General features: G+C 68.6%; 17 protein-coding genes. 7 read left to right on the top strand and 10 right to left on the bottom strand.

The window, feature by feature from the left end; translation table 11 throughout:
- Positions 1-198: 198 nt before the first annotated feature.
- From ACFHYQ_RS06810 to abmR, 3 genes are all read right to left on the bottom strand, one after another.
- Positions 199-960 (bottom strand): isoprenyl transferase, encoded by a 762-nt coding sequence (locus ACFHYQ_RS06810; RefSeq protein WP_204013324.1) that lies wholly within the window; start codon positions 958-960, stop codon positions 199-201.
- 167 nt (positions 961-1,127) lie between these two features.
- Complete coding sequence (locus tag ACFHYQ_RS06805) at positions 1,128-2,933, bottom strand: phosphoenolpyruvate carboxykinase (GTP) (protein WP_394300218.1); 1,806 nt, start codon at positions 2,931-2,933, stop codon at positions 1,128-1,130.
- 300 nt (positions 2,934-3,233) lie between these two features.
- The gene (abmR, locus tag ACFHYQ_RS06800; RefSeq protein WP_394300217.1) at positions 3,234-3,770 is read right to left on the bottom strand and encodes an ATP-binding transcription factor AbmR; all 537 of its coding nucleotides are present in this window, start codon (positions 3,768-3,770) and stop codon (positions 3,234-3,236) included.
- A 122-nt stretch (positions 3,771-3,892) separates the two neighbouring features.
- Between abmR and ACFHYQ_RS06795 the strand changes: the two genes are divergently transcribed.
- Positions 3,893-5,470 carry an ABC transporter substrate-binding protein gene (locus tag ACFHYQ_RS06795; protein WP_394300216.1) on the top strand — a complete coding sequence of 526 codons (1,578 nt, stop codon included), beginning with the start codon at positions 3,893-3,895 and terminating at the stop codon, positions 5,468-5,470.
- A 27-nt stretch (positions 5,471-5,497) separates the two neighbouring features.
- On the opposite strand, the gene ACFHYQ_RS06790 is transcribed toward ACFHYQ_RS06795, so the two are convergent.
- The 3 genes from ACFHYQ_RS06790 to ACFHYQ_RS06780 form a co-directional block, all read right to left on the bottom strand.
- Positions 5,498-6,826 carry a C40 family peptidase gene (locus tag ACFHYQ_RS06790; protein ID WP_394300215.1) on the bottom strand — a complete coding sequence of 443 codons (1,329 nt, stop codon included), beginning with the start codon at positions 6,824-6,826 and terminating at the stop codon, positions 5,498-5,500.
- Between the two features lie 153 nt (positions 6,827-6,979).
- Positions 6,980-7,480, bottom strand: a complete 501-nt coding sequence (greA, locus tag ACFHYQ_RS06785) for a transcription elongation factor GreA (RefSeq protein ID WP_204013318.1) — start codon at positions 7,478-7,480, stop codon at positions 6,980-6,982.
- 98 nt (positions 7,481-7,578) lie between these two features.
- Positions 7,579-8,034: a DUF4307 domain-containing protein gene (locus ACFHYQ_RS06780; RefSeq protein WP_394300214.1), complete on the bottom strand. Its 456-nt coding sequence runs from the start codon at positions 8,032-8,034 to the stop codon at positions 7,579-7,581.
- 150 nt (positions 8,035-8,184) lie between these two features.
- Between ACFHYQ_RS06780 and mca the strand changes: the two genes are divergently transcribed.
- Genes mca through ACFHYQ_RS06765 form a run of 3 tightly spaced genes read left to right on the top strand, consistent with a single transcriptional unit; the run spans position 8,185 to position 9,539 of the window.
- Complete coding sequence (gene mca, locus ACFHYQ_RS06775; RefSeq protein WP_394300213.1) at positions 8,185-9,066, top strand: mycothiol conjugate amidase Mca; 882 nt, start codon at positions 8,185-8,187, stop codon at positions 9,064-9,066.
- A gap of 9 nt (positions 9,067-9,075) precedes the next feature.
- On the top strand, positions 9,076-9,243 hold the full coding sequence (locus ACFHYQ_RS06770; protein WP_394300212.1) for a hypothetical protein: 168 nt from the start codon (positions 9,076-9,078) through the stop codon (positions 9,241-9,243).
- Positions 9,240-9,539 carry a GNAT family N-acetyltransferase gene (locus ACFHYQ_RS06765; RefSeq protein WP_394300211.1) on the top strand — a complete coding sequence of 100 codons (300 nt, stop codon included), beginning with the start codon at positions 9,240-9,242 and terminating at the stop codon, positions 9,537-9,539. The genes ACFHYQ_RS06770 and ACFHYQ_RS06765 overlap by 4 nt, the downstream gene beginning before the upstream one ends.
- Before the next feature lie 17 nt (positions 9,540-9,556).
- Here the strand turns inward: ACFHYQ_RS06765 and ACFHYQ_RS06760 are convergent, their stop codons facing one another.
- Entirely contained in the window at positions 9,557-10,735 is a 1,179-nt protein-coding gene (locus tag ACFHYQ_RS06760; RefSeq protein ID WP_394300210.1) for a hypothetical protein, read from the bottom strand.
- 153 nt (positions 10,736-10,888) lie between these two features.
- On the opposite strand from ACFHYQ_RS06760, the gene ACFHYQ_RS06755 reads away from it, so the two are divergent.
- Positions 10,889-12,952 carry a thioredoxin domain-containing protein gene (locus ACFHYQ_RS06755; RefSeq protein WP_394300209.1) on the top strand — a complete coding sequence of 688 codons (2,064 nt, stop codon included), beginning with the start codon at positions 10,889-10,891 and terminating at the stop codon, positions 12,950-12,952.
- An 80-nt stretch (positions 12,953-13,032) separates the two neighbouring features.
- Positions 13,033-13,959, top strand: coding sequence for an RpnC/YadD family protein (locus ACFHYQ_RS06750; RefSeq protein ID WP_394300208.1), 927 nt, complete (start codon positions 13,033-13,035; stop codon positions 13,957-13,959).
- A 46-nt stretch (positions 13,960-14,005) separates the two neighbouring features.
- Here the strand turns inward: ACFHYQ_RS06750 and ACFHYQ_RS06745 are convergent, their stop codons facing one another.
- From ACFHYQ_RS06745 to ACFHYQ_RS06735, 3 genes are all read right to left on the bottom strand, one after another.
- Positions 14,006-14,776, bottom strand: a complete 771-nt coding sequence (locus tag ACFHYQ_RS06745; RefSeq protein ID WP_394300207.1) for a Fic family protein — start codon at positions 14,774-14,776, stop codon at positions 14,006-14,008.
- A 216-nt stretch (positions 14,777-14,992) separates the two neighbouring features.
- Positions 14,993-17,374, bottom strand: coding sequence for a transglycosylase domain-containing protein (locus ACFHYQ_RS06740; protein ID WP_394300206.1), 2,382 nt, complete (start codon positions 17,372-17,374; stop codon positions 14,993-14,995).
- A gap of 111 nt (positions 17,375-17,485) precedes the next feature.
- Complete coding sequence (locus ACFHYQ_RS06735) at positions 17,486-17,953, bottom strand: Lrp/AsnC family transcriptional regulator (protein ID WP_204018586.1); 468 nt, start codon at positions 17,951-17,953, stop codon at positions 17,486-17,488.
- Positions 17,954-18,049: 96 nt separating this feature from the next.
- On the opposite strand from ACFHYQ_RS06735, the gene hppD reads away from it, so the two are divergent.
- Positions 18,050-19,153, top strand: coding sequence for a 4-hydroxyphenylpyruvate dioxygenase (hppD, locus tag ACFHYQ_RS06730; RefSeq protein ID WP_394300205.1), 1,104 nt, complete (start codon positions 18,050-18,052; stop codon positions 19,151-19,153).
- The last annotated feature ends 41 nt before the right edge of the window (positions 19,154-19,194 follow it).

Raw genomic sequence — 19,194 nt, 5'->3', positions numbered from 1 at the left:
AACGGACCGGGCCCGCGGCCTGCCGAGAGGCGGACCGGGATCCCGGCCCTCCTCGCTTTGTCATGGCGCAAGGACGGGCCCTCTCCCGAGGTAAGGGCCACCCATCCGAGCGGTGGCCGCTTACCTACCACGGTACGTAACGAATCCTCCGGACCCAATAGCGAAACGGTGCCCGAAAGGTGCCGTTCACGAAACGTTTCAGGAGCCGTACCGACGGTGACGCGCGGCGTATGAGCGGAGCGCCCGCAGGAAATCGACTCTGCGGAAGTCAGGCCAGTAGGCCTCGCAGAAGTAGAACTCGGAGTGGGCGCTCTGCCAGAGCAGGAATCCGGAGAGCCGCTGCTCTCCCGATGTCCGGATGACGAGGTCCGGGTCGGGGAGGCCGCGCGTGTAGAGATGCTCCGCGATGTGCTCGACATCGAGGACCTCGACGAGCTCCTCGATGCTCGCGCCCTTGCTGGCCTGCTCCTGGAGGAGGGAGCGCACCGCATCAGCGATCTCACGTCTTCCTCCATACCCAACCGCAACGTTCACAATCAGGCCAGGGCGGTGGGATGTGGTCTCTTTCGCCTGCTTGAGCACGCGAGCGGTGTGATCGGGCAGCAGGTCGAGCGAGCCCATCGGCTTGATGTGCCAGCCCTGCTCGACGAGATTCCGTACGAGCCCCTCGATGACCTGGAGCAGGGGTTCGAGCTCCGACCTGTCCCTGGTCAGGTTGTCGGTGGACAGCAGCCACAGCGTCACGTACTCGACGCCGGCCTCCCGGCACCACACCAGCAGCTCTGAAATCTTGTCGGCGCCCTTCTGGTGCCCGCGGCTCACGTCGTCCAGGCCCATGGCGCGGGCCCACCGGCGATTGCCGTCCACGATCACTCCGACGTGCCGGGGGATCTGGGCCGGGGACAGCTTCCGTTCGAGCCTGCGCTCGTACAGCTTGTACACGAGATCGCGCACGCTCATGCCGTCCTCTTCCTCGCGGCCGGCCTCATCGTCGGGGCCGGATCGGCTCGATCATTCAATTATCGGGGCCTCGACGACGTGCCCGTTCCATTGTTCCTGCACAAAGCGCGGGGGCACCCGGCCACGTCCGGCCGGATGCCCCGTCGTTCTCAATGCCGCGAACGTGATCAGCCCTGCTCGCCGAGCCGTTCCACGAGGGCGTGGTACTCGTCCCAGAGCTCCTTGGGCAGGTGGTCGCCGAAGGTCTCGAAGTGGGCCGGGATCAGCGAGGCCTCCTCCCGCCAGACCTCGGGGTCGACGCTGAGCAGGATCTCGAGGTCTTCCGGGGCGACGTCGAGACCCTCGGTGTCCAGTTCCACCGGCAGGTTGCCGATCGCGGTCGGCACGGCCTGCGCCCTGCCGTTGAGCCGGTCGACGATCCATTTGAGCACGCGGCTGTTCTCGCCGAAGCCCGGCCACAGGAACCGGCCGCCGCCGTCCTTGCGGAACCAGTTGACGTAGTAGATCCGCGGCAGCTTCTCCAGGTCGGCCGCCCTGCCGACCTCCAGCCAGTGCCCGAAGTAGTCGCCCATGTTGTAACCGCAGAACGGCAGCATCGCGAACGGGTCGCGGCGCAGCTCGCCGACCTTGCCCTCGGCGGCCGCGGTCTTCTCCGAGGCCACGTTGGCGCCGAGGAACACGCCGTGCTGCCAACTGAACGACTCGGTGACCAGCGGCACCGCGGTCGCCCTGCGGCCGCCGAACAGGATCGCCGAGATCGGCACGCCCGCCGGGTCCTGCCACTCGGGCGCGATGGTTGGGCACTGCTCGGCCGGCGTGGTGAACCGGGCGTTGGGGTGGGCGGCGGGCTCGGGCGAGTCCGGCGTCCAGGACCGGCCCTTCCAGTCGGTCAGGTGGGCGGGCGGCTCGTCGGTCAGGCCCTCCCACCACACGTCACCGTCGTCGGTGAGCGCCACGTTGGTGAAGATGCTGTTGCCCCAGAGCGTCTGGATCGCGTTGGCGTTCGTGGACTGTCCGGTTCCCGGGGCCACCCCGAAGAAGCCGGCCTCGGGGTTGATGGCGTGCAGCCGCCCGTCCGGGCCGAAACGCATCCAGGCGATGTCGTCGCCGATCGTCTCGACCTGCCAGCCCGGGATCGTGGGCTGCAGCATGGCGAGGTTGGTCTTGCCGCAGGCCGACGGGAAGGCCGCCGCGACGTAGCGCGCCTCGCCCTCCGGGGGGGTCAGCTTCAGGATCAGCATGTGCTCGGCCAGCCAGCCCTCGTCGCGGGCCATCACGCTGGCGATCCGCAGCGCGTAGCACTTCTTGCCCAGCAGCGCGTTGCCGCCGTAGCCCGAGCCGTACGACCAGATTTCCCGGGTCTCCGGGAAGTGGCTGATGTACTTGGTCTGGCTGCACGGCCATGGCACATCCGCCTGGCCGGGCTCGAGCGGGGCGCCCACGGAGTGGACCGCCTTGACGAAGTCGCCGCGCTCCTCGATCAGGCGCAGCGCCTCGTCGCCCATCCGCGTCATGATCCGCATCGAGACCGCGACGTACGGCGAGTCCGTGATCTCCACGCCGAGCTGGGAGATTTCGCCACCCAGCGGGCCCATGCAGAAGGGCACCACGTACATCGTCCGGCCGCGCATGCAGCCGTCGAAGAGCGCGTCGAACGTCCGGCGCATCTCGGCGGGAGCGACCCAGTTGTTGGTGGGGCCCGCGTCCTCCTCGCGCTCCGAGCAGATGAACGTCCGGTCCTCGACCCGGGCGACGTCACTGGGGTCGGAGGCCGCGTAGAAACTGTTCGGCCGCTTGGCCAGGCGCTTGAACGTGCCCTGCTCGACGAGCAGGTTGGTCAGGCGGGTCCATTCCGCCTCGGAGCCGTCGCACCAGTGGATCCGGTCGGGCCGGGTGAGCGCGGCGATCTGGTTGACCCAGGCGGCCAGTTCGGCGTGAGCGGTAGGTACGGGTACCTCTGTGGAAATGGACACGGGGCCGGCTCCTCATTCTCGCAGGGCCAAATGATCATCAACGACGAATGGCCGTCCGGTCCAATTGGCGTAGACCATGCACTGCGGCGACACTTTCACACGCTAAATGGACGGCGATCGACGACCGTCCGGCCCGGCGATTCGACCCTGCGACGCTGACCAGGCAGGACGGTGATGTGCGGGAAACCTTACCCACTTTGGCCACCTTCAAAGAAACGTCCCCTTTTCTCTACCCGCCTCCCGGGAGTTACACATTGGTATAGGCCATTGCCAATGGTCTAGGCCTTTTTTGGAATTGGTTTAGTCCAGCACGTCGGGGCCCGAGGCGCGGACCCGGTCCACATGCTGGAGCGCATCTCGCAGGTCAGCGAGCCAGGTGTCGGTGTGTCTGCCCACGAGCCTGACGCACCACGCCAGGGCATCACTGCGGCTGCGGGCGACGCCCGCGGCGACCAGAGTGTCCAGTACCTGGCGCTCCGGCTGACGCAGGCGGGTCATCACCGGCACCGAGAGCGTGGTGAACATCACCCTGTCGCCCTCGGCGACGACGCCCCAGGAGACCTTGCGGCGGAACCGGTGCTCGGCCTCGCGCGCGATGTCGATGCGGCGTTCCCGGGTCTCCTCGCGGAACCGCTCGACGTACCCGCCGATGACGGCGGCACGTTCCAGTTCGCCGATCCCCTCCGCCCCCACCGCCCCCACCGCCACGGCCGTCGGCGGCAGCGTGCCGATGACGGTGATCTCCTCCCGGTCCAGCGAGATCTCCGGCGGCCCGGTGAACCACTCGTCCGGTAGCCGCTCGGCGAACCACCCTCGAAGCTGCTCGACTGCATCCATGTAATCGACATTACAACGCTGCATCACCTGTGGGTATGAGTGCCGATCTGCCGCAAACAATACGAAAGGACGTGTCACTCCCTATGATGATCCCCTTGCGGTGAATCATCCTGGAGGGTCCTGTGTCCAAGCGAACCGCCGCGGCGGCCATCCCCCTGGTCTCCTGCCTCGCGCTGCAAACGGCCGCGGGCCCGGCCCACGCGGCCGCCGGGGATGCGGAGATAACGGTCGCGACCTGCTCGCCCTATCAGACGGTGACTCCCGCGAACGCGGATCGCTGCGGCGGCGACATGCTCGACGCGCTGTTCACCGGCCTGCTCGAGTACGTCCCCGGCACCTCCAAGTCGCGGTACGGCGTGGCGAAGTCGATCACTACCCGGGACAACCGGCGGTTCCGCGTCACGCTGCGCAAGGGATGGAAGTTCCACGACGGGACCCCGGTCAGGGCGCGCAACTTCGTCGAGGCGTGGAACCTGGCGGCCTCCGCCAGGAATGGGGTGAACTCCTTCCTCTTCGAGGAGATCAAGGGATACGGCAAGCGGAGGATGTCCGGCCTGAAGGTGACCGGCGACTACACGTTCACGATCGAGCTGACCAAGCCGTTCGGACCCTTCCTGGCGAAACTGGGCCATGTCGCGTTCTCCCCGCTGCCCGACTCCGCGCTGAAGGAGCCGGCGTCCCTCATCATGAATCCGGCCGGCAGGAAGCCGATCGGCAACGGTCCCTTCCGCGTCGTGAAATGGTCCCCGGGCGGCGAGACCGTGGTCGAGCGGTTCGACGACTACGCCGGTACGGCCAAGCCGTACGTGACGAAGATCACTTATCGGGCGTACCGGGACCACGAGGCCGCGTATCGTGATCTGCTCGCCGGCGACCTGGACTTCCTCGGCACCATCCCGTACTCCAAGGGCGGCCAGTACAAGGAGGACCTGGACGGCCGCGTCATCGCCCGGCCGAACGGCGTCATCTCCGGCATCGGCCTTCCGCCGAAGATCGCGGCGAACCACGACGTCCGCAGGGCGATCTCGATGGCGATCGACCGAGAGGGCATCGCCAAGCGGCTCTGGAACGGCATGCGGGTCCCCGCGCGGTCGTGGGTCCCGCCGACGGCCGAAGGCGCGCGGCGTGACAGCTGTGGGCAGGCCTGCATGTACGACCCCTCCGTCGCGCGCCGGATCCTGGCGCAGGCCAAGGCCAAGGGCGTCAAGCTGCCGGTGACCATCCCCCTCTACTACAGCGCCGACGGCGGCCACCAGGAGACGGTGACCGCGATCGCGGCGAGCGTCAACCGGACGTTCAAGGGCGAGCTGAAGGTTGTACCGAAGGCGAAGCCCACGGTCATCGCGTTCATGAACGCGGCATCGGCGGGAAAGCTGAACGGCATGATCCGGATGAGCTGGCAGCTCGACTTCCCGCACATCCAGAACGTTCTTGGGCCGCTGTACTCGACGGGCAGCCCGTCCAACTACTGGCGCTATCGGAACCCGAGGTTCGACGCGCGGCTGAAGATCGCGGACCGGCAGGTGTCCCCGTCCCGGGCGCTCAAGCACTACATGATGGCCGAGACGATGCTCGCCCACGACCTGCCGTTCATCCCGCTGTGGAACGACCAGGACACGGCGGGCTATTCGAGTCGCGTCACGGCGGCGAAGCTGACGCCTTTCGGCTGGCTCGACCCCGTCTCGGTCAAGGCCGAATAGCGCCCGGCGAGCGGATCAGGAGGCGGGTCAGCGGACGCGGGCGGAGACCGCGGGGCTGACCCGCACCACGCCCGCGAGGTTCTTCGTGTAGATCGGGGCGATCTTGACCACGTCGCCGGTGCGCGGGGCGTGCAGCATCTTCCCATCACCCCAGTAGATCGCCACGTGGGAGATGTAGCGGGGGTTGGTGGGGTCGTTGCGCCAGAACAGCAGGTCACCGGGCCGGGCCTGGGACAGCGAGATCTGCGGCCCCGTCGCCCACTGCTGCGCGGCCACCCTCGGCATCCGCACCCCCGCCTGCCGATAGGCCCACTGCACCAGCCCGGAGCAGTCGAAGCTGTTCGGCCCCTCCGCGCCCCAGGCATAGGGACGGCCGACCTTGCCGACGGCGGCCCGCAGCGCGACCTGGAGTTGCTGCGACGACATGAACGCGCTCGCCGGCCAGGCGGTGCTGCCGCGCGGGGCGACCACCACCGGGTTGATCGTCGCGACCTGGCTGCCCTTGGGCAGGAGCTTCAGCAGCTGTCTGCGCAGCTTCGCCGAGTCGACGTCGGGCGCGCTCACGACCATGGCGTTGCCCTCCGGGATGCCGAGTGACCTGGCGGTCCGCCGGGACACCACCGCGGCGATCGACCCCATCCCGACCGTGGCGTAGGCTCCGACGCGCATCCGCAGCCCGGCTCCGTCCACGGTCGAGCCGAGCTCCACGCCGCCGTCGTGACCCAGCTCGAACGACACCGCCACGTCCCCGGCGGCGACGTTCTGCCACAGCCCGTCGGAGCCCGCCGTCTTCGACGGGGTGTACGCGCGGAAGGTCGAGGGATCGACGCCCATCGTCTGCACCCGCTTGCCGTCGATGTGCACCTCGGCGGCGTCGGTCACCTCCGCCGCCTTCACGCCCTTCTGGCTCCGGACCCCGGCCACCACATCCGGCGCGAGCGGATGGGCGGACACCACGAAGAGATGCGGGCGGATCAGCTGCTTCAGCGGCGCCACCGGGTCGGAGGCGCCACCCCGCCCCGCGGCATCGTCCCCGGACTTCCCGGGCTCTCCGGACGGCTCGGGGGTGCCCGAGGCAAGCCGGTCGCCGGTCGCCCGCTCGGCCGCCGCGACGTACTGGCCGTGCCCGTACGCACGCCGTACGCCCGGTCCACCGGCCCGCGCCATCCCGCCGGGACCGTCCACGCCGTCCAAGCCGTCGAGCCGGATGAGGATCACGACATCGGCCAGCAGGATCGACGCCAGGAGCACGGCGATGAGGGAGATGGTCCTGCGCAGCCCGACGGCCCGGCGCACCGGGTCGGCCGGGGTCCGCCTGGGGCGGACGAGAACTCGCGCTCGGCCGTGGTCGAGCACGAGCTCCCCCCTCTCCGCGGCCCCCGGAGCGTTCCGCCCGGGGTGATCCTGGTTCGTTCCAGGATGAGACTGCCGTAAGAGCCGGGAATCCCGCAATCCACGGGACTCCCGGCTCCTTGTCAGAAAGGGGGGGTTCTCAGTTACCTCAGTGGCTCAGTTGCCGACGTAGGGCACGGCCTCGAGGATCTCCACGGTGTTCTGCCTGCCGTTGGGCAGCGTGTAGGTCGCCTTCTCGCCGAGCTTCTTGCCGTTGATGGCGGATCCAAGGGGGGAGTTGGGCGAGTAGACGTCGATGGGGGAACCGCTCTCCTCGCGTGAGGCCAGCAGGAAGGTGACCTCCTCCTCGTCGCCGTCGAAGCGGACGGTGACGGTCATGCCGGGCCCGACGACGCCTTCGGTGCGGGGTGCCTCTCCGACCTTGGCGCTGTCGAGGATCTGGCGCAGATGGAAGATCCTGGCCTCCATCTTGCCCTGTTCGTCCTTGGCGGCGTGGTAACCGCCGTTCTCCCTGAGATCACCCTCTTCCCGGGCGGCTTCGATCTTCTTGGCGATCTCAATGCGACCCGGGCCCGAAAGCTCTTCGTACTCCTTCTTGAGACGGTCGTACGCCTCTTGCGTCAGCCAGGTGACGTTTTCGTTCTGGGAGACGGCCACGGGCTCTCCTTGTTTCCGTAAGTGACTCGAAAGATGGGTCGTGTCCCCTCTGATACGCGGAGACCCTACCCGTCTTCGAACGCTTCCCAAAGATTCCACTATACGAGATCGCAGTAGTCGACATATACGGCTGTGGCCTGCGCACTCGTCCTCAGTCGTTCCCTGAAGGTCAGTTCTGCCTTACCCGAGGGAACGTCGATCATCCGGCTGCCGACCTCCATGTGCCCGGTGTCCAGCGCGCGCAGACGGCACGTCGCCGCCCGATCGGCGACCTTGTGCACGGTGAACGTTATCTCCGCCGAGTCGGCCGCACTCGCGTCGAAGGAGATCACCTGAGCCTTCACGAGAGGGTTGCCGCTGGCAGACATCATGACGTACCCCCAGCCGCCGGCCATGACGGCGACGATCAGGGCAATGACCAGATAGGTCGCGAAACCTCCGCGGCGCGGCGGGCGCGGCGGGAACTCGTCCGGTGTGCCGAGGATGGGCCGCTCCCCGGCTGCTCCCGCAGCCGCTCCCGTGGCCGTCCCGGCAGCGGCCTTGTCGCTGGGCATCGCGGAATCTCCCTGAAGTCTGTCGGTGTTGTGCGAGACGATCGTCTGGTGAGCCATGGCTGCCGCGGATCGGGCAGGATGCGGATCCGAAGCACAGGGCTCATTAGAAGCTAACCTCTTTTGCGGACCCAGCACACCATGAGGAGAGCCGTGAGTGCACCGTTGAGGCTGATGGCCGTGCACGCGCACCCCGACGACGAGTCGAGCAAGGGCGCGGCGACGATGGCCAGGTACGTCGCGGAGGGCGTGGAGGTCCTCGTCGTGACCTGTACCGGGGGTGAGCGCGGTTCGATCCTGAATCCGAAGATGGACCGGCCCGACATCCTGGAGAACATGGGAGAGGTCCGCCGGCAGGAGATGGCGAAGGCCCGCGAGATCCTCGGCGTCGAGCAGCGCTTCCTCGGTTTCGTCGACTCCGGGCTCCCGGAGGACGAGAACGAGCCGCTCCCCGAGGGCTGTTTCGCACTCCAACCGCTGGAGACCGCGTCGGCCCCCCTCGTCGCCGCCGTACGGGAGTTCCGCCCCCACGTGATCTTGACGTACGACGACAACGGCGGCTATCCGCACCCCGACCACATCCTGACGAACCGGGTGTCGATCGAGGCGTTCGAGGCGGCCGGGGACCCGGACCGCTACCCCGGCACCGGCGAGCCGTGGCAGCCGCTGAAGCTCTACTACCACATGGGCTTCACCCGCGAGCGCTTCGAGGCGCTGCACGACGCGATGACCGCGCGCGGGATCGGGTCGCCGTACGGCGACTGGATCGCCCGATGGGAGGACCGGCCGCAGAAGTGGGACGTCACGACCAAGGTGCCCTGCGCCGCCTACTTCGAGACCAGGGACCGCGCCCTGCTGGCGCACGCCACCCAGGTCGATCCGGACGGGTTCTGGTTCGTCTGCCCCCGCGAGGTCCAGGAGGAGGTCTGGCCGACCGAGGACTACCACCTCGCGAGGTCCCTGGTCGACACCGCGCTGCCCGAGGACGACCTGTTCACGGGGATCCACGCGGAGGTCGCGCCTACCTGCTCGTAAGCTGGACGGGTGGACTACACGAGTTACGGCCCGGGCACTCTCGCGTTCATCATCGTGGCCGGGATCGGTCTGGCCCTGTTCTTCCTGCTCAAGTCGATGAACAGGCAGATCGCCAAGATCCAACCGCCGGATGACGGGCACGAGAACGGCACCCGCGCGAACGGCGGCGACAAGTGACCCGACAAGTGATCGAGGTCGCCGACAATCCCGAGGAATCGCGGTATGAGATCATGGTGGACGGCGTCCTCGCGGGCTTCGCCGACTACCGGTCGAGGCCCGGGAGGATCGTGATCACCCACACGGAGATCGGCGAGGAGTTCGGGGGCAGGGGATTGGGCGGCACGCTCGTCCGCGAAGCCCTCGACTCCGCGCGGGCCGCCGGGCTCACGGTCACCCCGTTGTGCGGTTTCGTGGCCGAATACATCCGGCGTCACCCGGAATATCAGGACCTGGTGGCCGAACCCGCGTCTTGATCAACCGGGCTCTGTCGTCATCGCGTCGACCAGGCTCGCTCGAGGGCCTTGGGCAGCCCCCACCAGCCGAGCGAGGTGAGCACCTCCGCCTTGTCGACGATGCCGAGATGCGCCCACAGCGGTGTGACGGCCGTGAACAGCATCTCCGTCGCCTCCAGATCCTCCGGCTCATCGGGCTCGACGTCGACGTCCTCAGAGTCGGCGATGAACCTGGCGATCCGTTCGGGCGAGGCGAGCACGCCAGGGCCGTACCGGGTCAGCGTGATCACTGCGGCGAGCCAGTCGGCATGGTTGATGGCGCACAGCGAGGCCAGGATCGAGTCCTCGTGGCTGAGCTCACGGTCCAGGTCGAAGAACCGGGCGGCGTCCTCCTCGTCCGGGAGATCGGAGATGGGGGCGGCGATCCCGGCGGCGACGATGAGCCACAGCTCCTCGTCGGAGTCGGGCAGCGCACCCGCATCCGGAATGCCACCCTCCGGCAGATCCTCATCCAGGCCCGCCACCGCGCGCAGGACGTTGCCCGGATAGCCCGGGCGGGTAAGCGTGACGCGCAGCCTCGCCACGGCCGACCGCAGATCGGCCGCCGGGAAGGGCGGCTCCGGCAGATCCTCCAGCACCCGGCGCAGTTCGCTCAGCGCGAAGGCCTCCTCCTCATCCCAGGCGGCGAAGAGCTCCCGGTCCTGCTCGTCGTTGACCACGACGTTCGGCACGCGGCCGTCGGGAAGCGGTGTGCCGAGCCAGCGTTCCTGGAGTTCCTCATACGCGTTCCGAGCCTCCGGTTCTCCGGCTGCCAGCGCGTCCGCGTCGATCTCGCCGGCCGCCAGCCGTTCCTCCAGGAACGCCACGAGCCGCTCGTACATCTCGGTGGCCACCGGACCGCGCTCGTCCTCTTCCGGCCAGAGGAAGTAGCTGCGGGTCAGCATGATCGGCTCGGTCCCGCTGGCCTCCAGCCAGTGCCGCACCTGACCCACCGTGGCGCTACCGGACTCGATCTGCGTGAGGATCGCCTTGGCGGACTCCCAGAACACGACCGACAGCGGGTTGCCCGCCGCGACGAGCTCCCGGCGTAGGTCGGGAAGGGAGACCAGGGCCTGCCCCGAGGGCACGGCCAACAGCGCCCGCGCCACGTCCCGCCGGGTCAGCGCGGACGGCGCACGTCCCGAATGTCTCACGGCGAAGTCCAGATCCAGCCCCACGCTCAGTGAGCCTACGCCCGCCGCCGCCGGAACACATCCCCCCGGTCCCCCCGGACGCCTCTCGCCCTCGTAAGGGAACGATCACCCCCACTTTGCCCTCGGCCGTACGGCTCACGCAGACTGAAGAAGTCACTACCGCGCATGCCGGAGAGGATGACCCGAGTGAACCGGCTGAAGGATGCGACCAGTCCCTATCTGCTGCAGCACGCGGACAATCCGGTCGACTGGTACGCCTGGGGCGAGGAGGCGTTCGAGGAGGCCCGGCGGCGTGACGTCCCGCTGCTGATCAGTGTGGGCTACTCGGCATGCCACTGGTGTCACGTCATGGCGCACGAGTCGTTCGAGGACGAGGCGACGGCTCGGCTGATGAACGAGCTGTTCGTCAACGTGAAGGTCGACCGCGAGGAGCGGCCCGACGTCGACGCCGTCTACATGGCGGCCACGCAGGCGATGACCGGTCAGGGCGGCTGGCCGATGACCGCGTTCGCCACCCCGGACGGACATCCGTTCTACACCGGGACGTACTTCCCCAGGCCGCACTTCCAGCGGCTGCTCCAGGGGGTCGCCCAGGCCTGGCGGGAGGACCGCCAGGGCGTGCTCGCACAGGGCTCCAAGGTGGTGGAGGCCCTCAACGAGCGCTCCGGGCTGCCCTCCGGTCCGCTGCCCGACGCGCGGCTGCTGGGCCTCGCCGTACGGAACCTCACTGAGAGCTTCGACGAGCGGCACGGCGGCTTCGGCGGTGCGCCCAAGTTTCCGCCGTCGATGGTCCTGGAGTTCCTGCTCCGGCACAACACCGACGACGCCACGGCCATGGCCGGCAAGACCATGGATGCGATGGCCAGGGGCGGCGTCTACGACCAGCTCGGCGGCGGCTTCGCACGTTATTCGGTGGACGCCGAGTGGCGTGTCCCGCACTTCGAGAAGATGCTCTACGACAACGCCCTGCTGCTACGGGTCTACGTCCACTGGTGGCGGTCGGCCGGCTCGCCGCTCGCACGGCGGGTCGCGCTGGAGACCGCCGACTGGCTGCTGCGCGAGATGCGCACGCCTGAGGGCGGCTTCGCCTCGGCGCTGGACGCCGACAGCGCCGACCCCGACAGCGCCGGCCCCGACGGCGGACACGGCGAGGGGCTGTTCTACATCTGGACGCCCGGTCAGCTCCGGGAGGTACTCGGGGAGGAGGACGGCGCCTGGGCCGCCGCGCTGTTCGAAGTCACGGCGGCCGGCACGTTCGAGCACGGGACGTCTGTGCTCCAACTCCTCGCCGACCCCGATGACGCCACCCGGTTCGACCGGGTCCGTACGGCGCTGCTCGCGGCACGTGAGCGGCGGCCCCGGCCGGGACGGGACGACAAGGTGGTCGCCGCGTGGAACGGCCTGACGATCGCCGCGCTGGCCGAGGCGGGCGCGCTGTTCGAGCGCCCCGACCTGATCGACGCCGCACGCGGAGCGGCCGAGCTGCTCGCCGAGCTGCACTTCAAGACCGAAAGCGCGGTTTCACGCCACCCGGATCAGGGCTCCGAACACGGCCTGGCGCGAGGAGGGGTGCGGCTGCTGCGGACCTCGCGCGACGGGCGGCCGGGGACCAACGCGGGCGTGCTGGAGGACTACGCGAACGTCGCCGAGGGTTTCATCACCCTCTACGGCGTGACCGGCGGGACGCGGTGGCTCCACGCGGCGGGCGACCTGCTGGAGACCATGCTCACCCGCTTCCCGGACGGTTCGGGGGGCTTCTTCGACGTGCCCGACGACGGTGAGCGACTGTTCCAGCGGCCACAGGACCCGACGGACAACGCCTCACCGTCGGGTCAGTTCGGGGCGGCTGGGGCATTGTTGTCCTACGCCGCGCTGACGGGTTCGGCACGGCACCGGGATGCGGCCGAGGCGGCGCTCGGCGCGGTCTCCGTGCTCGCCGAGAAGTACGCCCGGTTCGCCGGCTGGGGCCTCGCCGTGGCCGAGGCCGCGCGGTACGGCCCGGCCGAGGTCGCGATCGTCGGTCCGTCCGATGATCCGCGGACCGAGGCGCTGCACCGGGCCGCGCTGATGGCGCCCAGCCCCGGCCTGGTGATCGCGGTCGGTGACGGCGCGGTCGACGTTCCGCTCCTGGAGGGACGCGGCATGATCGACGGCGAGCCCGCGGCGTACGTCTGCCGCCGGTTCACCTGCCGCGCCCCCGTCACCTCCCCCGCCGACCTCCGCGCCGAACTCGCCCGCTGAGCACGCGGCGGCGGTGCGACCCGGAGCGGCCCACCAAAGCGTTCATTACTCATTGCGCTTGTAATGTAACGTTCAGTTTTATGCCGTCCCCCCAGCACGACACACTCAACCTCATGTTCCGCAACCGGCCCGAGCTCGCCGTGGAGATGTTGCGCGACCATCTCGGCGTCGAGGTGCCCGGCGGGCTTCCGGTCCAAGTGGTGGGCAACGAGCTCAACGACCGCCTGTCGAAGGACCGGTACGCCGACACGGTGATCACGGTCGGCCCCCGGCATGCGCCCGAGCACGCCATCATCGTGGAGATCCAGCAGAAGAAGGACGAGGAGAAACGCAAGCAGATGCCCCGGTATGCCGCCACGCTGTGGCTGCAGCTGGACTGCCCGGTCACGGTGCTGGTGATCTGCACGGACGCGGGCACCGCCGAGTGGGCGGCCAAGCCGATCGACACCAAGCTGGCGGGCTACACGCTGAGGTGCGCGGTGATCGGCCCCGATCAGATCCCGCCGATCACCGATCCGGCGGAGGCCGCGGCGCATCCGGAGCTGGCCGCGCTGTCGGTGATGACCCACGGGGAGCAGCCGCCGGTGGCAGAGGCGTTCATAGCCGCGCTGGGGCACCTCCCCGCCGAACACGCTCCGCAATACTATGAATACGCCTATCGCTTGGCTTCGCAGGCTGCCCGACTCATGATGGAGAAGATCATGGAATCAGCTTCGGCTACCTGGCCGGTCTACAGCCCCTTCGCCCGTAAGCACTTCGGCGCAGGCAAGACAGAAGGACTCGCGGAAGGCCGCGCGGAAGGCCGCGCGGAAGGCCGCGTCGAGGGTGAGGCCAGAGCGGTGCTGACCATCCTGAAGGTACGGAACATTCCCGTCTCCGACGCCGAGCGCGCCCACATCACCGCCTGCGGAGACCTGGACCGGCTCGATGAATGGGCACGACGCGCCGTCACCGCCACCTCCACCAGCGACCTGTTCACCGATGAACAGGAGCGCTCCGCCGGATAGCCGGGAACCTATTCCAGCTGGCGGGATCGGCATGGCACACCCGCGATCAGGGGAAGCTGAGGTCGGGGTGGCAGGAGGCCAGGAAGGCGAACATCTCGGTGCCGTTCTTGGTCCGGAAGAAGTCGACCATGGCCCTGTTGAACTCGACTCGGCGGGCAGCCGGAACACTGATGGCGTCGATGCCATGGGACACCAGGTGCCCGTTCATCATGTTTCGGGCTGTCCGCTTGTTGCCGTCGAAGTAGAACTGCTGCAGCGCGCCGAAAAGGAAGTAGGCGATGGCCTGCTCGAACGGGTCGTCGGCCTCGTCATCGAGCGCACGGAGTCCCTCCGCGTGAATCTGCCGGAGGTTCTCCCCGCCCGGCACTGTCTGCGGGGGCAGGTAGCGACCGTACTCGCCGAGGCTGACGCCCGGAGTCAGGGTCAGCGAGCCCTCGCCGCGGAAGTGGCCCGCCTCCAGCGCCTCGTCTCTCGCGATGATCTGGTGGAACCGGTCCGATGTCGCCTTGTCGAGACGGAACTCCCCGGACTTCACGACGGTCACCAGTTCTCTGCCGGCCTCCGCCAGGTTGAGGACCTGCCGTTCATCACTGACCTTGTGGCCGCCGACGGTGATGCCCTCCATGAGGGTCTGCACCTCGGGATAGGTGAACGGGTTGCCCTCCAGGACTGCCGCATCCCACACGAACTCGGGCAGCGACCGCTGGTAGCGCCACACCGCCCGGGCCACATCATGGACGGGGATCTCACGGTTGACAGACGAACGATCCCACTGGAACCCCAGAGAGTCGAACAGGCGCGCATCAGCGTCCATCATTTGGCTCCCTGACCGACTCGGCCCCTGCCCGGGGACGCGTCTCGCCCCTCACATGTACGGCAACAGCCGTTTGGGTAGCTTACAGAACTACGGAGGCGCTGCTCCCGACTCACTCTTTGGGATATCAGTAATTGGCATCCCGACGTCACAATTGTTGTTTCAAGGATGGCTGGGGGCGGGTGAGCCATTCGGCTTGACCGAAGCGGACGGTGCCGCTCAGCGGGTGGCGCCGAGCAGGGGGGTGAGGGCGGGTTCGGCTGCGGGAAAGTCACCCGACCGGCCGGCCGTCGGCTGTGAGGCGGGCGTGGCCACCGGGTTGGCGCTCTGGCCGCCGCCCCCTGTCTGGCCGCCCCCTGTCTGGCCGCCCGGGGTTTGATGGCCGCCCGGTGTCTGGTCACCCCGGCTCTGGTCACCCGGTGCCCGGCCCTCCGGACCGGCCTCCGGGACGCCCTGGCCGGCCTGGCCGTACGGACCATCCGTACCGGGCGCGGAGGGGACGGGCGCCGGCGAGCCGGACGGACCGGGGTAGCCAGGGTAGCCGGGGTAACCGAGCTCGACTCCGCGCTCGTCAGGCGTCCGGCCCATGGCGTAGCCGTCCCAGTAGTTGTTGGGATCCCAGGTGACGGGTGGCGGGAACTCCTTGACCGGCTTGCCGTCCATGGCCTCGCTCATGAAGGCATTCCAGATCTGCGCGGGCAGCGTGCCGCCGTACAGTTCACCCCATCCGGGGACCCGCACCGGCTTGTTGTCGTCGCGGAACATGTTCACCGCGACCGCCAGTTGCGGGACATACCCGTTGAACCAGACCGCGACCGACTCGTCGGTGGTCCCGGTCTTCCCGGCGACCGGCCGGTCGGGCAGGGACGCGGCGGTGCCGGTGCCGCCGCGTACGACCTGCTGGAGCGCGTAGGTCACGTCGGCGGCGGTGTTCTCGCTGAACGCCCGCCGCTCCGGCGCGGTGAACTTCCGCGTGTTCCCGGCGGCGTCGGTCACCGCACGGATCACGTGGGCGTCGCGGTGGATGCCGCCGGCCGCGAACGTGGCGAATCCGGACGCCTGCTGGACGGCGCTCACCGACGCGGTGCCGAGGGGGAACGTGGGGTAGGCCTTCTGCTGGGCGATCTGCTCCGCCGGGATCCCGGCCGCCTCCGCCGCCGCCGCGACCTTGTCAAGGCCGACCTTCTGCCCGAGGTCCACGAACGCGGTGTTGACCGAGCTGCGGGTCGCGTCGACCAGCGTGATGGCCGAGCCGTACGACTTGCCGCCGGCGTTGGGGATCTTGTCTTTGCCGATCACGAGTGGCGAGTCGCCGTAGACGCGGGTGTCGAGCCCGAAGCCCGCCTCGAGGGCGGCTGCCAGAGTGTACGGCTTGAACGTCGACCCGGCCTGGACCTTGGCGGAGAACGCGTTGTCGTACTGCGTGGTCTCGAAGTCGCCGCCGTAGAACGCGCGGACCTCGCCGGTCGCCGGGTCGACCGCGGCCAGGCCGGTGCGGATCTTCTTGGGGGTGTCGCCGGGCAGGACCGACTTGACGGCCTTCCTGGCCAGCCGCATGAGCTTCTTGTCGAAGGTCGTGGTGATCTTCAGGCCGCCCTGGTTGATGTCCTCGTCGCTGTAGCCGAGCCGGTTGAGCTCGGCGCGCACCTGGGCCAGCATGTAGCCGTCCTGGCCGGTCGTGGTCAGCGGCGGCTTCTGCGCGGCCAGCGTGGGGAACGTCTGGCGCTCGGCCTCGTCACGGCTGAGCGCGCCGATCTCGACCATGCCGTCGATCACCGACCGCCAGCGCGCCCTGACCGTCTCCAGGACGTCTCCGGTCGGGTTGGCGAACCGGCTGGGCTGCTGGATGACCGCGGCGAGGTAGGCGCCCTGGGCGACGTTCAGGTTCTGCACGTCGGTGTCGAAGTAGGCCCGCGCGGCGGCCTGGACGCCGTGCGCGCCGCGACCGAAGTAGATCGTGTTGAGGTACTGCTCCAGCACCCAGTCCTTCGACTTCGAGCGGTCCACCTTCAGCGCGATCATGATCTCTTTGAGCTTGCGCGAGATGGAACGTTCCTGCCCGAGTCCGCTGTAGTAGTTGCGGACCATCTGCTGGGTGATCGTCGAGCCGCCCTGGAGCTGCTGGCCCGTGAGCGTGGACCAGATGGCGCGGGCGCTACCCGAGACCGATACACCCTTGTCCCGGTAGAACGTGCGGTTCTCTGCCGCGATGACGGCGTCCCGTACCGGCTTCGGCACCTGGGCCAGCGGGACGTTCTCCCGGTTCACCCCCTGCTTGGCGAGGATGGACTTGCCGTTGCGGTAGTAGATGACCGATCCCTCGGCGGTCGCCAGCTTCTGGGTGCTGTCGGGGATCGGGGTGAGTAACCAGACGGCGCCGATGGCCGCCGCCATCACGACGAGCCCCGAGATCATCGCGAGGAGGAGGACGCGCAGCCCCCGCCGGCGCCGCCGAACCTTCGGCGGCGTGGCGTCGCCACTGACCTGCGACCGTGCCGAATCCCCGACCCGCATCGGAACCGTGTCGTGCGTGGGACCGGTGCCGTCGTTGTGGTCCGTGGAGCCACCCCGGCGCATGGGGCCCCTGTCGCCGCTGTCCACGCGTTTCCCCCCGAAACGTCCGCGTACACCTATGAGCTGGGCGGATGAGTTCCACGGTAAACGATGGCCGGCCGTGCTCGACAACGAGCCCCTGGCGACAGGTGGGGAAGCCTATCCGCCGGCGGCGCGTACCAACGGCAGGATCCGGTACGGCACAGGCGTGTCGAGAGCGATCACTGACGATGTCCGTACCACGCCTTGAACGTCCACGATCAGGTCGATGACACGCTGGAGGTCGGCGTTGTTGCGCGCGACCACCCGGCACAGCATGTCGCCGCCGCCGGTGATCGTGTGGGCCTCCAGGATCTCGGGGATCAGGGCGAGCTGGTCGGCGACCGGCACGTGCCCTGCGACCTGCCGGATCTGCAGCGTCACGAACGCGGTCACGTCGAAGCCGAGCGCGGCCGGGTCGATGTCGGGGCCGTACCCCGTGATGACCCCCCGGGCGGCCAGCCGGTCGAGCCGGGCCTGGACCGTGCCCCTTGCCACGCCGAGCCGCCGGGAGCATTCCAGCACGCCGATGCGCGGCTCGGCCCGCAGCAGCGAGACGATCCGCGAATCGAGCTGATCAATCGTCACAACTTCTACCTTCGGTCACGATCCCAGAGTGTACAAAATGTCCACTAATTCAACTCACTCTTGCACAATTTGGCTACCCCGTCTGAGAGTGTGGCTATGAACGATGTCTTTCCGGTGAACGGCATGGATGCGGTCGTCTTCGCGGTCGGCAACGCGAAGCAGGCCGCCCACTACTACTCGACGGCGTTCGGGATGCGGCTGGCGGCCTACCGCGGGCCGGAGAACGGCAGCCCCGACGAGGTGGCGTACGTGCTGGAGTCCGGCTCAGCGCGCTTCGAGCTGCGCGGCTCCGTACGGCCGGGCACGGCGGTCGCCGAGCACGTGGCGGCGCACGGTGACGGCGTCATCGATCTCGCGCTGGACGTTCCGGACGTACCGGCCGCCTACCGTCACGCGCTCGCTCAGGGCGCCCGGGGGCTGGCCGAGCCGTACGTCGTGGAGGACGAGCACGGCAAGGTGATGGTCGCGGCGATCGCGGCCTACGGCGAGACCCGGCACACGCTCGTCGACCGGTCCGGCTACCACGGCCCCTACCTGCCCGGTTACTCGGCGGCCGAGCCCGTCGTCGCGGCCCCGGACGTCAGGAACGGCAGGCTCTTCCAGGCCGTCGACCACTGCGTCGGCAACGTCGAGCGCATGGACGAGTGGGTCGAGTTCTACGAGCGGGTCATGGGCTTCACCAAGATGGCGGAGTTCATCGGCGACGACATCGCGACGAACTACTCGGCGCTGATGTCCAAGGTCGTCGCCGACGGCACCCGCAAGGTCAAGTTCCCGCTGAACGAGCCCGCCGTCGGCAAGCGCAAGTCGCAGATCGACGAGTACCTGGAGTTCTACGGCGGGCCCGGCGTGCAGCACATCGCCCTGGCCACGAACGACATCCTGGCCACGGTGGACTACATGCGGAAGGCCGGCGTGGAGTTCCTCGACACGCCCGACTCCTACTATGACGACCCGGAGTTGCGGGCCCGCATCGGCCAGGTCCGGGCGCCGATCGAGGAGCTCAAGAAGCGGCGGATCCTGGTCGACCGCGACGAGGACGGCTACCTGCTGCAGATCTTCACCAAGCCCGTGGTGGACCGCCCGACGGTGTTCTTCGAGCTCATCGAGCGCCACGGCTCGCTCGGGTTCGGCAAGGGCAACTTCAAGGCCCTGTTCGAAGCCATCGAGCGCGAGCAGGAGCGGCGCGGCAACCTCTGAGCGCACGAGGCCGTGTCTGAGAAATCCCAACCCGACGTATG

This window comes from Sphaerimonospora cavernae, assembly GCF_042435035.1.
Taxonomy (GTDB): Bacteria; Actinomycetota; Actinomycetes; order Streptosporangiales; family Streptosporangiaceae; genus Sphaerimonospora; species Sphaerimonospora cavernae.
Note: the sequence above shows the minus strand (reverse complement) of the source record. Positions and strands in the feature narration are given on the sequence as shown.